This is a genomic window from Pseudomonas paraeruginosa PA7, assembly GCF_000017205.1.
Classification (GTDB): domain Bacteria; phylum Pseudomonadota; class Gammaproteobacteria; order Pseudomonadales; family Pseudomonadaceae; genus Pseudomonas; species Pseudomonas paraeruginosa.
Genome location: NC_009656.1, coordinates 3,473,492 through 3,487,699 on the forward strand (window position 1 = coordinate 3,473,492; position 14,208 = coordinate 3,487,699).

The following is a 14,208-nucleotide window of genomic DNA, read 5'->3' on the forward strand; positions in this document are numbered from 1 at the left end:
GAGCCCATGAGCCAAGCATCCGCGAGCACCGGCTGCTGCTGGACCGCCAGTGTCCCGCCGGCAAGCTTTCCACGCCTGACCACGAACCATGATTGCGAGGTGGCAGTGATCGGCGCCGGCATCGTCGGCCTCAGCACCGCCCTCGCCCTGCGCCGGGCCGGCAAGACGGTGACGGTACTGGAGGCGCTGGAGGTCGGCGAGCAGGTCAGCGGCCGCTCGACAGCGAAGATCAGTGCCCAGCATGGGCTGATCTATCACTACCTGATCGACACCTTCGGTCGCGAACTGGCCCAGGCCTATGCCGACGCCAACCGCGAGGCGCTGGAAACCATCGCCCGCTGGATCGGCGAGTACCGTATCGATTGCGACTACCAGCCGCAGTCGGCCTACGCCTATGCGAACACGCCGGAGGGCCTTGCGGCGCTTCGCCAAGAGGCCGAGGCCGCGCGTTCGCTGGGCTTCGACGCGCGGCTGCTGGAGCGCGCGCCGTTGCCGTTCGCCACCAGCGGCGCGCTGGAATTCCCCGGCCAGGCGCAATTCAACCCCGCGCGCTACCTGGTCGGCCTGGCCCGGGCGCTGGAGGCCGGCGGCGGGCAGGTCTACCGGCGGACCCGCGCCACCGGCTTCGAGCACGACCGGCGCTGGCGGATCGCCTTCGACGGCGGCACGCTGGAGGCCGACCGGGTGGTACTGGCCACCCACCTCCCGGTAGAAACCCCGGTGGACTACGCCAGTCCGACGCAACCGCGCTGCCACGTGGCGATGGCCTTTCGCCTCGAGGAGCGGGCGCGGCTGCCGGGCATGTTCATCGGCATCGACCCGCCCACGCATTCGATCCGCAGCGGCCGCGACGCCGAGGGGCCATTGCTGCTGGTGCTCGGCCCGCGCTTCAACACCGGCCAGGACGGCAACGTGGCGCGACGCTTCGTCGAACTGGAGGACTGGGCGCGTCGCCACCTGCCGGTGGCCGAGGCGGCCTGGCGCTGGTGCAACGAGGACTACGACACCCCGGACCGCATGCCCTACGTCGGCGAAGCGGACCCACGCAAGGCCCCGGGCCTCTACGTCGCCACCGGCTTCAACGCCTGGGGCATCAGCACCGGCACCGCCGCCGGGCTGGCCATCGCCGGGGAGATCGTCGGCGGCGAACGCCCCTGGGGCACGCTCTTCGCCCCGGACCGGCCGGCCGCGAAGGACTTCAACCAGGGCGGCAACAGCCAGTCGCGGATCGACGATCCGGCGCGCCTGGCCCCCGGTTCGGGCGGCGTGATCCGCCGTGGCGAGGAGCACCTGGCGGTGTGGCGCGACGACGACGGGCAACTGCACGCGGTCGATGCGGCCTGCACGCACATGGGTTGCACGGTGACCTGGAACAACGCCGAGCGCACCTGGGACTGCCCCTGCCACGGCTCGATCTTCCGCGCCGACGGCGCGGTGCTGCACGGTCCGGCCCGCCAGCCGCTGCCCAAACGAACCCTCTAGCCCGCGCGCAGGGAGGCGCAGAGGCGAAGCCTCGGCGCTGTCCGGCATGGATCGGCGCCGGCCACACCCCGGGAGGTAACCATGCCCGCACCCGCACCTGCACACCGCGCCAACGAGGAGGCGCGCCTGGACGCGCTGCTGCGGCGGCACGCCGAACCGCTGCCGGCGCTGGACGACGAGTCGTTCGGCGCCGCCTTCGAGCGCTTCGCCGATGCCCGCGTGGTGCTGATCGGCGAAGCCAGCCACGGTACTTCGGAGTTCTACCGGGCGCGCGCCGCCATCACTCGTCGCCTGGTCGAGCGGCACGGCTTCGGCCTGGTCGCCATCGAGGGCGACTGGCCCGACGCCGCGCGCATCGACCGTCATGTCCGCGCGCTCGGCGACGACCGTGTGGATAGCGGCGACACGCCTTTCAGCCGCTTTCCCAGCTGGATGTGGCGCAACCACGAGGTGCTCGCGTTCGTCCGCTGGCTGCAACGCCACAACGCCGAGCGCCCCGCCGCCGCGCGCTGCGCCTTTCGCGGCCTGGACATCTATAGCCTGCGCGCCTCGATGGACGCCGTGCTGCGCTACCTGGACGCGCGCTACCCGGAACGCGCCGGCGAGGCGCGGCGACGCTACGCCTGCCTGACGCCCTGGCAGGACGATCCGGGCGCCTATGGCGCGCGGGTCGAGTGGGGCGGCGGTGACTCCTGCGAAAACGCCGTGGTCGAGCAGCTCGACGATCTGCTGCGGGCCCGCCTGGAGACCCTCGACCACGGCGAAGGACTCTTCGACGCGACCCAGAACGCCCGCGTGGTGCGCGCCGCCGAGCAGTACTACCGGTCGCTGTACCACGGCTCGGTGTCGTCCTGGAACCTGCGCGACAACCACATGTTCGACACGCTCAGGCAGTTGCTGCGCCAGCGTGGCCGCGACGCCAGGGCGGTGGTCTGGGCGCACAACTCGCATGTCGGCGACGCCTCGGCCACCGCCATGGGCTGGCGCGGCGAATTCAACCTCGGCCAGCTGGCGCGGATCGCCTGGGGCGACGAGGCGGTGCTGCTGGGCATGGGCAGCGACCATGGCGAAGTGGCGGCCGCCGATGACTGGGGCGGGCCGCTGCGGATCAAGCAGGTGCCGCCGGCGCGCGAGGACAGCTGGGAGCGACGCTTCCTCCAGGCCGGCCTGCCGGCCTCGCTTACCGACTGGCGCGGCGAGCGCCGCCGGACGCTGCGCGAAGCCCTCGCCCAGGCACGGCTGCAACGCGCCATCGGGGTGATCTACCGGCCGCAGAGCGAGCGCCTGAGCCACTACTACGAGGCGGTGCTGGCCGAGCAGTTCGACGCCTACCTGTGGTTCGAGCGCGGCACGCCGGTTACTCCGCTGGATCCGCTGGACGGCGGCACCGGCGCGGAAAGCGAAACCTACCCCTTCGGAGTCTGAGATGAGCTATCCACGCTTCGCCGACCGCCGCCACGCCGGCCGCGAGCTGGCCGCCCGGCTGCGCGGCCTGCGCTTGCCACGGCCGCTGGTGCTGGCCCTGCCGCGCGGCGGGGTGCCGGTCGCCTACGAGATCGCCCTGGTCCTGGCGGCGCCGCTGGACCTGCTGCTGGTGCGCAAGATCGGCGCGCCGGGCCATCCGGAGTTCGCCCTCGGCGCGGTGGTCGACGGTGCCGATCCACACTGGGTGGTGGACGAGCGCATGATGGAACTGTTCAAGCCGCCACCGGACTGGTTCCAGCACGAGCTCGCCGTGCAACTGCGCGAACTGGAGCGTCGCCGCGCACGCTACTGCCGGCAACGGCCGGCGCCGCGGATAGAGGGTCGCGACGTGCTGCTGGTGGACGACGGCATGGCCACCGGCAGCAGCGCCCTCGCCGGCCTCCAGGCTCTGCGCCGGCAAGCCCCGCGCTCGCTGCGTCTGGCGCTGCCGGTGGCGTCGGCGGCGAGCGTGGTACGCCTGCGCCCGCTGCTGGACGAACTGGTCTGCCTGGACACGCCGGAGACCTTCCGCGCGGTGGGCGATCACTACCGGGACTTCCACCCGCTCGACGACGACGAAGTCATCGAGCTGCTCGCCGCCGTCCCGCATTGACCCTGCGCGCCCCGATGCGCGTCTTTCCATCGATGCGAGGCGGACCGCCAGATGATCGACGACCGGCGGATCCGCGAACGCCGGGAGCGCGCCGGCCCCCGGCGGCGGCATCGAGTCCGCCGTCGCGCCGGCTCGTCACTGGGCCGCTGGCCGGTCGGCGCTCCCTCCGCTTTCCGGCACGTAGATCATCCGCCCGTCGGCCAGGCGGTAGGTCACCCCGGCGCGGCTGCCCTGCCCTTCGCCGATTTCGCCGCTGGCCTGGTAGCGCTTCAGTTCCTTGCCATCCTTGACCAGCATGCGCATGTCCGCCTCGCCGGGGTTCTCGACCACCACGACCTTGTCCTGGCTGAACGGATTGAGCGGGTTGCGCACGATGACGATCAGGAGAATGCCGATCACCACCAGGAACAGGTCGATCAGGTTGACCATCGAGAGGATCGGGTCGTCCGCCTCGTCGTGTTCGAGGAAGCGCATCAGCCGGCCTCCCGCGCGCGCTCGACGGCGCGCAGTTCCTGGAGCAGCCAGCGGCGACGCACGGTGAGGATGAAGAAGGTGACGCTGGCGGCGACCAGGGCCAGGATCACCGCGGAAAACGCCACCACCAGGTTCTCGCCGATACCTTGCGCATCGTTGCGGGTCAGCGCCAGCAGCGCCGGCCCCATCGGGATCATGGTCGCCACCAGGCCGAGCATCGGCGCGCTGCGCGAGGTGACCCGCAGCCACTCCAGGCGCTGCATGATCCACAGTTCGAGATCGTCGCTGTTGCCGCCGTGCAACGCCTGCCACGCCGCCAGGCGCGAACGGTAGCGCCCGCGATGGCGCTGCCAGGCTTCCACGGCGAAGCCGCCAAGGGCGACGAAGGCATAGGCCAGCGCGGCGAGGATCAACAGCAGCACCGGGACGAGGAACAGGCGGGTGAGTTCGTAGAGGCTGGTTTCCAGGCCATTCATGAGCGATTTTCCATCAGGAGACGATTGACTACGGATTGCCGGACGGCACCGGCGACGAACAGCGCGAGCAGCGCGGCGGCGGCCAGCCAGAACCACCGCTGCGGCTCGCCGGGCGGGGGCGGCGCGACTTCTTCGAGGACGCGGCCGCTGACCGTTTCGCCGGCGCCGGACGCCGCGGCGCCCTCCGCCTGCGCCGCGGCCTCGCCGAAGCCGCCGGCCATCCGTTCGATGAATTCACGGGTGGTCGCCGCGCCGGCCTCGCCGGCGCCGGCGGCCGCCAGTTGCCGCCAGCGCTCGGCCAGTTCGCGGCGGGTCTGCTCGCTGGCGTCCCAGTAGCCCTTGCGGATCGCCTCGGCCATGCGCGCGATGATCTGCGCCTGGGCGGTCGGATTGTGCGTTTCGAACCACTCGGCGAGACCCAGCTCGCGGCGGTCCATGACGAAGGTGTCGTGCAACGCCTGCCACTGGTCGGCGCGGACCATGGTGCGATCCGCCGCCTGCCAGCCCCACAGGTTGTTGGCCAGGTCGAGCATTTCCAGGCTGCCGGCGTAGCCCTCGCGCTGCATCGCGGCGATCCACTGCGGGCTGAGGTAGCGCCCGCGCAGCTCGCTGGCGAGGAACTGCGCGGCGGCCGTGGTGCGCGGCTGGCGCTGGCGCAGGTCGGCGATGTACAGCGCCGGGCTGGCGCCGTCGAGGTAGCGTACCGCCAGTGACAGGCCGCCGAGGTACTCGAACGGGTGGTCGGTGGAGAGCACGCCGTTGAGCGTCGAAGAGCGCGAGAGGAGCGCCGCCTGGACGCCCTTCAACTGTTCGGCGAACAGGTTGCCGCCGTCCAGCTTCACGCCCCAGTCGCGACTGCCGTAGGCATACTGCAAGCGCCCGAGGAACTGCTCGGCGAGCGCCGAGTCGTCGTCCCAGCGGGTGGAGTCGAGGGTCAGTTGCGTTACCCCGGTGCCGTAGTCGCCCGGCGCGTTGCCGAACAGCCGCAGGCGCGACAGGCGCTGCGCCAGTGGCGCTTCGATGCCGCGTTCGCGCAGGCGCCGCTCCAGCGCCTGGCTGTTGCGCGCCAGCGGGTTGCCCGGCTCGTCCAGCGCGGCGAGGCGCTCGATGGCCTCGGCGAGCAGGCGCATGAAGCCGTCGAACTGGTCGCGGTAGACACTGGTCACCTGTAGCACCACGTCCACCCGTGGGCGTCCCAGCTCCGCCGCCGGCACGATGTCCAGCGCCAGCAGGCGGCCACCGGCGTCCCAGCGCGGGCGCAGGCCGAGGGCGTGCAGCGCCTGGCTTTCGACGATGCCCAGGTGGCGCATGGTTTCCGACGACCAGAGGCTGAAGGCGAGCTTTTCCGGCGCCCTGCCCTGGTGCTCGGCGCGGTAGCTTTCCAGCAGTTGGCCGAAGGCCTCGGCGCCGGCTTCGTAGGCGGCGCGGGTCGGTACCTTGTCGGCCTCGAAGGCGAACAGGTTGCGCCCGCTGGGCACCTGCGGATTGCGGATCGGATCGCCGCCCGGTCCGGGTGCGACGAAGCGCCCGGCGAGGCCGGCGAGCAACGCCTCCAGTTCGCCGGTGGCGGCGAGCTGGCGGTCCAGCTCGCGGGCGCGCAGCAGCTGTTCGCGCAGGCGCGGGTCGGCCACACCCGCGATCTCGTCGCCGTCGCGCAGGTAGCGTTGCAACGTGCGGTAGGCGCGGCTGTCGCGCACTGCCTTGAAGTCGCTGGCGAAGAGTTCCCCGGGATCGAGGCCGAGCGCGCGGTAGTAGGGTTCGCCGAGTTGCTGCATGACGGTGCCCAGGCGCAGCTCCGGCGCCGCGGCGACGCCGAAGGTGTGCAGCCCCAGCGGCATCGCCGCGCCGGCCAGTCGGTGCAGGTGGTCGTGGAGCACACCGAGGAACGCCGGGAAATCCTCGCGCATCGCCGCCTCGCTCCAGCCCAGGTCGTCGTTCATGTGCGCCGCCAGAACCGCCGCGCGGATCTGCCCGGCGCTGCGCTCGCGCACCGCGCCTTCGTCCAGCTGCTGGTACTCGTGGATCAGTTGGTGCAGGTCGCGCAGTTCGTCGTACAGCCCGGCCGGGGCGAACGGCGGCGTCTGGTGGCTGACGGTGACCGCGCGCCCGCGCCGGCGCGCCTGGAGCGCCTCGCCAACGTTGTCCTGGATATATGGATAGAACACCGGCAGGTCGCCGAGCGCCCGCAGCGGGTAGTCGCCCACCGCCAGCCCGCGGTCCTTGCCGGGCAGCCATTCCTGGGTGCCGTGGGTGCCGAAATGGATCAGCGCGTCGGCGCCGAAGCCCTCGCGGACGAACTGGTAGACCGCCAGGTAGAGGTGGTCCGGCGGCACCGCGCTGTCGTGGTAGGCCTCGCCCGGACGGCCGGCGCGCGGCGGCTGCGGCAACAACAGGAGATTGCCCAGGCGTGCCGCCGGGAACACGAAGCGTCGCTGGCCGTCGATGTCGCGCAAGGCCCAATGTCGACTCGGGTCGCCCCAGCGCCCGCGCATCCGCTCGCGCAGATCCGCCGGCAGCGCCTCGAACCCGCGCAGGTAGGCGTCCAGCGGCAGGCTCGCGGCGAGGCCGTCGCGATACAGCGCGTCCAGGGTCTGCGGCCGGTAGTAGCCGCCGAGCAGGCGCTGGGCGGTATCGACCAGCGTGCTTTCGTCGCTCGTCGCAATCCGGTAGCCGTCCGCCCGCAGCGCCTCGCCGAGACGGGCCAGGCTGGCCGGTACGTTGAGATGCGAGGCGGCGACGTTCTTCTCGCCCTCCGGGTGGTTCCAGAACATCAGCGCCAGGTGCTTGTCCGCCGCCGGCAGGCGACGCAGGCGCAGCAGCCGGTCGAGCTTGTCCAGCAGGGCCTCGGCCTGCCCGGCCATCAGCTTCGGCTCGCCGTTCTCCAGGGCGCTGATCACCAACGGATCGCTCATTCCCCAGGTTTCCGGCATGCCGAGGAAGGCCGCCGCGGTACGCGGCGCCACCCCGCTGGCGGCGGCCAGCCAGTCGGCCTCGTTGCCGTCGCGGTAGCCGAGGGTCTGCAATACCGGCACGTCCAGCGCGAGGAACTCGGCACGGCGCGCCGGGCCGTTCTGCAGGTGCTGCAGGTTGACCAGCGCCTGGACATCGGCGCCAGCGAAGGACTTCCTCAACGCGTCCGGATCGCTGTCGTCGAACCACGCCGCCAGCGGCGCCTGGCCGTGCCGCTCGCTACGCCGCAACAGTTCGTCGATGGCGCCGGTCTGGGCGTCGGCGATGGCCCCGCGCGGAATGAGGAAGGCGATGCGCGGGGCATCGCTGGCCCAGCGCGAGGCGCCCCAGGCCAGGTAGTCGGCGAGGCCGGCGAACGGCGCCGGTGCGTCGGGATGATAGAAGCCGGCCTGCGCCAGGGGCTGCGGCGCCGGCAACGCGTCGACGGGCAGGCCGGCATGCCAGCGTCGGACCGCCTCGAACAGCCGGCGCAGGTTGGCTTCACCGCCGTTCGCGTAGTAGCCGACCAGGCGCCCGCCCAGCGCCGCCGGCAGGTTGCCGAAACCCGGCGGACCGCCGCCGACGCGGATCCAGGGTTGCGTCCCGCCTTGCAAGCGCTCGCCCAGCGCCTGCTCGACCTGGGCGCGGTCGGTCGGACGCGGCGTGTCGAGGATCAGCAGGTCGCCGCCGTCCAGCCAGTCGCCGGGCGGCGCCTCGCCAATGCCGAGGCGCAGGCCGCGCAACTCGACACCGGCCTCGCGCGCCCATCCGGCTAGGCGCTGGTGCTTGCCCGGGAGGACGAAGTCGCTGCTGAGCAGACGCACCTGGGCCGGCTCCGCCCAGGCACAGAGACCGACCAGCAGCGCGCCGCAGAAGAGTAGCGAACGGCGCATCAGAAGCTCGCCACCAGACCGAGATGGAAGGTCCGCCCAGGTTCGGCATAGGTGAAGTGCGTGTCGTCGTCGGCCAGGCGTTGGTCGCCGAGGTTCTCGATGCCGCCGCGCAGGGTCAGGTTCTCGCTGAGCTTCCGGCTCAGCTCCAGGTGCCACAGGCTGTAGGCCGGCAAGGCATAGCCGACGTTGCTGCTGTAGGTCACCTGGCTGCCGACGTATTCGGTGCGCAACTGGGCGCTGAAGTGCGCGTCGGGCGTCCAGCGCAACTGGCTGTTGGCGAGGTGGCGGGCACGGTCGCCAAGGCGCTGGCCAACGGTGCGGTTGCGCGCGTCGAGATAGGTGTAGTTGAACTCCCAGCGCAGGTCCGCGGGCAGGTCGACGCCACCACCCAGTTCGATGCCGCGGATCCGCGCCTTCTCGACGTTCTCGTAGTTGCGCACTTCGGCGCCGCGTACCCCGCAGCGCGCTACGCAGACGGTCTGGATCAGGTCGTTGACGTCGTTCTCGAACAGCGTGCCCTTCAGCGTCCAGCCGTCGCCCTGGTAGTCGGCGCCCAGTTCGTAGGAGGTGTTGGTTTCCGGCTTCAGGTCGGGATTGCCGTAGATGGTGAAGCGCCCGCCGCCGCCCACCGCCGCATACTCCGGCGACAACTGCTTCAGGCTCGGCGCCTTGTAGCCGCGGCCGACACCGGCGCGCAGGGTCAGCGCATCGGAAAGATGGTGCAGCAGGTACAGGCGCGGACTGCTTTCCCAGCCGAACGCCTCATGCTTGTCGAAGCGGCTGCCGAGGGTCAGCGACCAGTCCGGGCCGAAGGCGATCTCGTCCTGCAGGAACCACGCCTTGTGTCGCGCGCTGGCGTCGCCGGCGGTATTCACCGAGCGATCCTCCAGTTCTTCCTTGCGCCATTCGCCGCCGAGGGTGAAGAGATGCCGCTCGAAGGCCGGCAGGCTGAGGTGGCCGTCGACCACGCTGTCGGTAAGGCGCTGCGGGTTGCTCGGCGATTGTCCGTCGGAACGTGCGTTGTGCCGCTCCAGGCGGTTGCGGTAGGTGCGCAGCTGGCTGCTGCCCCAGTCCCACTGGCCATTGTGGGCGAGCGACCAGCGCTCGCGTTCGATCACGTCGCGCGACTCGTAGTAGCGCGAGCGCGGCCCGCCGGTCTCGCTGTTGCGCCAGCGTCGTTCGCGCCCGCGCTGATGGCCGAGCTCGATGCGCTGGGCTTCGTCAGGAGTCCAGCTGAGGTTCAGCCCGGCGCTGTCGGCGTTGCCGCCCTCCAGCTCGGAAAGCCGGCGATCGTCGGCGTCCGGGGTTTCCTGCTGGCGGCGGCTCTCGCCATTCAGGGCGAGGCCCAGCTTGCCGGGCACCAGCGGCCCGGAGAGATAGGCGCCGAGCTGGTGGTTCTGTCCGCCGAGTCCGTCCTCGCGCACACCGCCATCGAGCAGGCCGCTGCCCGTCCAGGTATCGGTGGCGCGCCGGGTGATCACGTTCACCACCCCGCCAAGGGCTTCCGAACCGTAGAGCGAGGACATCGGCCCGCGCACCACCTCGATGCGCTCGATGCTTTCCACCGGCACCCAGCCGAGGTCGAAGTCGGAATGCGCGATGGCCCCGGACGAGGTGGAAATCCGCTGGCCGTCCACCAGCACCAGGGTGTGCTCGCTGGACATGCCGCGAACGCTGATGCCCCGCCGGGACATGCCGACGCCGTTGAACTGCAGGCTTTCCGAACCGCGCAGAGCTTCCTGCAGGTCGCGCACCGGGCGCCGCCGCAGGTCCTCGGCGGCGATCAGCGAGATGCTGGCCGGGGCGTCGCGCAGCTTGCGCTCGGTATTGGTGGCGCTGACCACCGTGGGCTCCAGGTCGACCGGCGCAGCCAGCGCCAGGCAGGGGAACAGGTAGAGGACCGGCATGGCGCGGGCCAGCCGCAGTGGAGGAAGACGGCGCGGGGAGGAATGGGGGAGCATGGTCGGCAGTCATGAATTATGAATAATCAGAAGTTATAACATAACATTCTATGAGGCTAAGAACGCCAGCCGTTTTTCACGCTGCGTGCCAGGCGGGCTTCGCCGAGGTCGCCACGGTCTGCCAGGAACTGGACGATCATGCGGTCTTCGCCCGCCTCGCCCGGGTCTGGTCGACGCGGTCACCGACACAGGGAATACCTCCAATGGAACCCGGGCAATCCGCCGGAGGTTGACGCAGATCAACGTCCGCCCGGCGACGCCCGCCAGAATCCACAACATATTGATGTTTTGAAAAAACAAAACACATCATGTTGTGGAGAATCTGAAATGACCCAGCCCCGGAAGGCTTCCTCGCCGGCCACCCTGCTCAAGCGCAACGGACGTGAAGTCCCGTTCGATCCCGGCAAGATCGAACGCGCCATCGCCGCCGCCGGCCAGGCGACCGGCGAACTGGACTCGCGGCAGGCGCAGGCGCTCGCCGAGCGCGTGGTGGAGCGCCTGCCGGAGCGCGCCTGCCTGGATATCGAACGGGTCCAGGACCTGGTCGAACGGGTGCTGATGGAGGCCGGCCACTATCCCACCGCACGCGCCTACGTGGTCTACCGCGAACGCCACGGCCGGCTGCGGCGCGAGCGCAGGAGCCTGGTGGACGTCGCCGCGTCGATGAACGAGTACCTCTCGCAGGAGGACTGGCGGGTACGCGCCAACGCCAACCAGGGCTACTCCCTCGGTGGCCTGATCCTCAACGTGTCGGGCAAGGTCACTGCCAACTACTGGCTCGACGAGGTCTACGACGCCGAGGTCGCCGCCGCCCACCGCGACGCCGACCTGCACATCCACGACCTCGACATGCTCGCCGGCTACTGCGCCGGCTGGTCGCTGCGCACCCTGCTGAACGAAGGCCTGAACGGCGTGCCGGGGCGGGTCGAGGCCGGGCCGCCGAAGCACCTGGGCAGCGCCCTGGGGCAGATGGTCAATTTCCTCGGTACCCTGCAGAACGAATGGGCCGGCGCCCAGGCCTTCAGCTCCTTCGACACCTACCTGGCGCCCTACGTACGCAAGGACCGCCTCGACTATCCCGGCGTGCGCCAGGCGCTCCAGGAGTTCATCTACAACCTCAACGTACCGTCGCGCTGGGGCACCCAGACGCCCTTCACCAACCTGACCTTCGACTGGGTCTGCCCGGAGGACCTGCGCGACCAGGTGCCGCGCATCGGCGGCGAGGAAATGCCCTTCGCCTATGGCGATTTGCAGGCCGAGATGGACCTGATCAACCGCGCCTACATCGAGGTGATGCAGGCCGGCGACGCCCACGGCCGGGTGTTCACCTTCCCGATCCCGACCTACAACATCACCCACGACTTCCCCTGGGACAGCGACAACGCCACGCGCCTGTTCGAGATGACCGCGCGCTATGGCCTGCCCTATTTCCAGAACTTCCTCAACTCGGACATGCAGCCCAACCAGGTGCGCTCCATGTGCTGTCGCCTGCAACTGGACGTGCGCGAGTTGCTCAAGCGCGGCAACGGCCTGTTCGGCTCGGCGGAGCAGACCGGCTCGCTGGGCGTGGTGACGCTCAACTGCGCGCGCCTGGGCTATCGCCACCGTGGCGACGCCGCCGGCCTCTACCGCCAGCTCGACCACCTGCTCGAACTCGCCTTCGCCAGCCTGGAGCTGAAGCGCAAGGTGATCCAGCAGCACATGGACGCCGGCCTCTATCCCTACACCCGGCGCTACCTGGGTACCCTGCGCAACCATTTCTCCACCATCGGGGTGAACGGCCTGCACGAGATGCTGCGCAACTTCAGCGACGACCGCGAGGGACTGCACAGCGAAGCCGGGCGTGAGATGGCCCTGGCCCTGCTCGACCACGTGCGCGCCCGCCTGGTGGGTTTCCAGGAAGACAGCGGACACCTCTACAACCTGGAAGCCACCCCCGCCGAAGGCACCACCTACCGCTTCGCCCGCGAGGACCGCAAGCGCCATCCGGACATCCTCCAGGCCGGCACCGCGCAGGCCCCCTACTACACCAACTCCTCGCAACTGCCGGTGGGCTTCACCGACGATCCGTTCGAAGCCCTGGAACTGCAGGACGCCCTGCAATGCAAGTACACCGGCGGCACCGTGCTGCACCTGTACATGGCCGAGCGGATATCCTCGGCGGAGGCCTGCAAGACCCTGGTGCGCAACGCCCTCGGGCGCTTCCGCCTGCCCTACCTGACCGTCACCCCGACCTTCTCGATCTGCCCGCGGCACGGCTACCTGGCCGGCGAGCATGAGTTCTGCCCGAAGTGCGACGAGGAACTGCTGCGCCGCGCGGGCGCCAGGAGTTGCTGCGGCGGCTGTGGCGGTTGAGCCGGCCCTTTTCCCTTCCATCCAACCGCAAGGAGTACACCGATGAGCGTCAACCAGTTGCCCGAAAGCCAGCGCCAGCGCTGCGAAGTCTGGACCCGCGTGATGGGCTACCACCGTCCGGTAGCCGCGTTCAATGCCGGCAAGCAGTCCGAGCATCGCGAACGCCGCCATTTCCGCGAGACGCGATGAGCGCCACGCTCAGGGTCGGGGGCGTCGTGCCCCTGACCACCCTCGACTATCCCGGCCTGCTCGCCTGCGTGCTGTTCTGCCAGGGCTGCGCCTGGCGCTGCCGCTACTGCCACAACCCGGAACTGATCGCCTCCCGTGGCGCGCGGGAGATTCCCTGGGCAGGCCTGCTCGATTTCCTGCGCCGCCGCCAGGACCTGTTGCAGGCGGTGGTCTTCAGCGGCGGCGAAGCGACCCTGCAGGCGGCCCTCGGCGACGCCATGCGCACGGTACGCGAACTGGGCTTCCGCGTCGGCCTGCACAGCGCCGGCATCAACCCGCGCGCGTTCGCCCGGGTACTGGCGCATACCGACTGGGTGGGCTTCGACGTCAAGGCGCTGGCCGAGGACGTCGCCGCCATTACCGGCGTGCGCGGCAGCGGCGCGGCCAACTGGCGCAGCCTGGAACGCCTGCTCGATAGCGGCGTGGCCTACGAATGCCGGACCACGGTGCACTGGCGGTTGTTCGATAGCGAACGCCTCTGGCGCCTGGCGACGCGCCTGCGTGGGATGGGCGTGGAGCGCTTCGCCGTGCAACTGGCGCGCCCGGCCCGCCAGCTCGATCCGACGCTTCTCGCGGCGCCCGCGCCGCAGGGCGCCCCCCAGCTATGGCGAGAGCTGGAGGCACTGTTTCCCGCCTTCGAGCTGCGCGACGCCTGAGCCGCCCCATCGGCGCCGCTCGGGCGCGCCATCCTGCTCCTCGGACCGGGCATCCAGCCCCGGCGATAGAGGCTCGCACAAGACCCATATCAATGCGCCGGATCGAGGACGTCAGCGGCCGCTCGCTGGACGGCACCACCGATGTGGCGACCCTGTGGTTCGCCTTGCAGGCGGCGCGGCTGTCGCCGAACGCGGGAGCGGCGTCCTGGCACAGTCCGCGAACCGAGGCGGTCGCCTGGACTGGCGGCGAAGCCCGTTACCCGGAGCTTGCAGGACACCACCAACGCCAACCGGCGCGGCCCGTGTATGCCGCGCTACCGCGTCCGGCAGTCGCTCCACAGCGAGCGCCTTTGCGAATGCATTAATCCCCCTTGCTAGCTAGCCACCCCGCCGCTGGAGCGACGCGGCCCGCGCTTCTAGGCTCGAACGGTATGACGCAAGCCCATCGACGCGGCGCAAAGGAGGCCTGCGATGCATAACGGAGTTCAAGTGGTATCCGCCCCGCTAACCACCCTGTTCGTGGTTGTCACCGCGGCCTTCGCCGCCTCTCTCGACCACCGCCACCCGCCCGCCACGCCGTCTTCGGTCACGAGCGAACCCGGCATCGCCCACGACATCCGCCTGCTGCCCCGCGCCGCCGCTTTCCGCTGATCTGCG

Annotated in this window: 11 protein-coding genes and 1 pseudogene; 8 read left to right on the forward strand and 4 right to left on the reverse strand. The window is 70.4% G+C overall.

The window, feature by feature from the left end:
- Positions 1–6 precede the first annotated feature (6 nt).
- The 3 genes from PSPA7_RS15935 to PSPA7_RS15945 all read left to right on the forward strand — a co-directional run bounded on the left by PSPA7_RS15935 (position 7) and on the right by PSPA7_RS15945 (position 3,559).
- Positions 7–1,482, forward strand: coding sequence for an FAD-dependent oxidoreductase (locus tag PSPA7_RS15935; RefSeq protein WP_041025361.1), 1,476 nt, complete (start codon positions 7–9; stop codon positions 1,480–1,482).
- 81 nt (positions 1,483–1,563) lie between these two features.
- A complete protein-coding gene (locus PSPA7_RS15940) occupies positions 1,564–2,907 on the forward strand; it encodes an erythromycin esterase family protein (RefSeq protein WP_012076085.1) in 1,344 nt (447 codons plus the stop codon).
- A 1-nt stretch (position 2,908) separates the two neighbouring features.
- Positions 2,909–3,559 (forward strand): phosphoribosyltransferase, encoded by a 651-nt coding sequence (locus tag PSPA7_RS15945; protein ID WP_012076086.1) that lies wholly within the window; start codon positions 2,909–2,911, stop codon positions 3,557–3,559.
- A gap of 135 nt (positions 3,560–3,694) precedes the next feature.
- Here the strand turns inward: PSPA7_RS15945 and PSPA7_RS15950 are convergent, their stop codons facing one another.
- Genes PSPA7_RS15950 through PSPA7_RS15965 form a run of 4 tightly spaced genes read right to left on the reverse strand, consistent with a single transcriptional unit; the run spans position 3,695 to position 10,312 of the window.
- Complete coding sequence (locus PSPA7_RS15950) at positions 3,695–4,033, reverse strand: DUF2149 domain-containing protein (protein ID WP_012076087.1); 339 nt, start codon at positions 4,031–4,033, stop codon at positions 3,695–3,697.
- The gene (locus PSPA7_RS15955; protein WP_012076088.1) at positions 4,033–4,509 is read right to left on the reverse strand and encodes a MotA/TolQ/ExbB proton channel family protein; all 477 of its coding nucleotides are present in this window, start codon (positions 4,507–4,509) and stop codon (positions 4,033–4,035) included. Before PSPA7_RS15955 ends, PSPA7_RS15950 begins: the two co-directional genes overlap by 1 nt.
- Complete coding sequence (gene cobN, locus PSPA7_RS15960) at positions 4,506–8,351, reverse strand: cobaltochelatase subunit CobN (RefSeq protein WP_012076089.1); 3,846 nt, start codon at positions 8,349–8,351, stop codon at positions 4,506–4,508. Before cobN ends, PSPA7_RS15955 begins: the two co-directional genes overlap by 4 nt.
- Entirely contained in the window at positions 8,351–10,312 is a 1,962-nt protein-coding gene (locus PSPA7_RS15965; RefSeq protein ID WP_033997172.1) for a TonB-dependent receptor domain-containing protein, read from the reverse strand. The genes cobN and PSPA7_RS15965 overlap by 1 nt, the downstream gene beginning before the upstream one ends.
- Positions 10,313–10,639: 327 nt before the next feature.
- Here PSPA7_RS15965 and PSPA7_RS15970 point away from each other — a divergent pair, with 327 nt between their 5' ends.
- The 5 genes and pseudogenes from PSPA7_RS15970 (at position 10,640) to PSPA7_RS15985 (ending at position 14,202) form a co-directional block, all read left to right on the forward strand.
- Positions 10,640–12,667, forward strand: coding sequence for a ribonucleoside triphosphate reductase (locus tag PSPA7_RS15970; RefSeq protein WP_012076091.1), 2,028 nt, complete (start codon positions 10,640–10,642; stop codon positions 12,665–12,667).
- A gap of 42 nt (positions 12,668–12,709) precedes the next feature.
- Positions 12,710–12,856 carry an anaerobic ribonucleoside-triphosphate reductase gene (gene nrdD / locus PSPA7_RS15975; RefSeq protein WP_003149989.1) on the forward strand — a complete coding sequence of 49 codons (147 nt, stop codon included), beginning with the start codon at positions 12,710–12,712 and terminating at the stop codon, positions 12,854–12,856.
- Positions 12,853–13,551, forward strand: coding sequence for an anaerobic ribonucleoside-triphosphate reductase activating protein (locus PSPA7_RS15980; protein ID WP_012076092.1), 699 nt, complete (start codon positions 12,853–12,855; stop codon positions 13,549–13,551). Before nrdD ends, PSPA7_RS15980 begins: the two co-directional genes overlap by 4 nt.
- Before the next feature lie 92 nt (positions 13,552–13,643).
- Positions 13,644–13,746 (forward strand): annotated as a pseudogene (locus PSPA7_RS32675) (hypothetical protein); the annotation flags it as partial.
- 276 nt (positions 13,747–14,022) lie between these two features.
- Entirely contained in the window at positions 14,023–14,202 is a 180-nt protein-coding gene (locus PSPA7_RS15985; RefSeq protein ID WP_003149982.1) for a hypothetical protein, read from the forward strand.
- Positions 14,203–14,208 lie beyond the last annotated feature (6 nt).

Excerpts from the sequence above, each read along its gene's own strand:
- PSPA7_RS15935 (WP_041025361.1), top strand. The coding sequence starts at position 7 with ATGAGCCAAGCATCCGCGAGCACCGGCTGCTGCTGGACCGCCAGTGTC.
- PSPA7_RS15940 (WP_012076085.1), top strand. The coding sequence starts at position 1,564 with ATGCCCGCACCCGCACCTGCACACCGCGCCAACGAGGAGGCGCGCCTG.
- PSPA7_RS15945 (WP_012076086.1), top strand. The coding sequence starts at position 2,909 with ATGAGCTATCCACGCTTCGCCGACCGCCGCCACGCCGGCCGCGAGCTG.
- PSPA7_RS15950 (WP_012076087.1), bottom strand. The coding sequence starts at position 4,033 with ATGCGCTTCCTCGAACACGACGAGGCGGACGACCCGATCCTCTCGATG.
- PSPA7_RS15955 (WP_012076088.1), bottom strand. The coding sequence starts at position 4,509 with ATGAATGGCCTGGAAACCAGCCTCTACGAACTCACCCGCCTGTTCCTC.
- cobN (WP_012076089.1), bottom strand. The coding sequence starts at position 8,351 with ATGCGCCGTTCGCTACTCTTCTGCGGCGCGCTGCTGGTCGGTCTCTGT.
- PSPA7_RS15965 (WP_033997172.1), bottom strand. The coding sequence starts at position 10,312 with ATGCTCCCCCATTCCTCCCCGCGCCGTCTTCCTCCACTGCGGCTGGCC.
- PSPA7_RS15970 (WP_012076091.1), top strand. The coding sequence starts at position 10,640 with ATGACCCAGCCCCGGAAGGCTTCCTCGCCGGCCACCCTGCTCAAGCGC.
- nrdD (WP_003149989.1), top strand. The coding sequence starts at position 12,710 with ATGAGCGTCAACCAGTTGCCCGAAAGCCAGCGCCAGCGCTGCGAAGTC.
- PSPA7_RS15980 (WP_012076092.1), top strand. The coding sequence starts at position 12,853 with ATGAGCGCCACGCTCAGGGTCGGGGGCGTCGTGCCCCTGACCACCCTC.
- PSPA7_RS15985 (WP_003149982.1), top strand. The coding sequence starts at position 14,023 with ATGCATAACGGAGTTCAAGTGGTATCCGCCCCGCTAACCACCCTGTTC.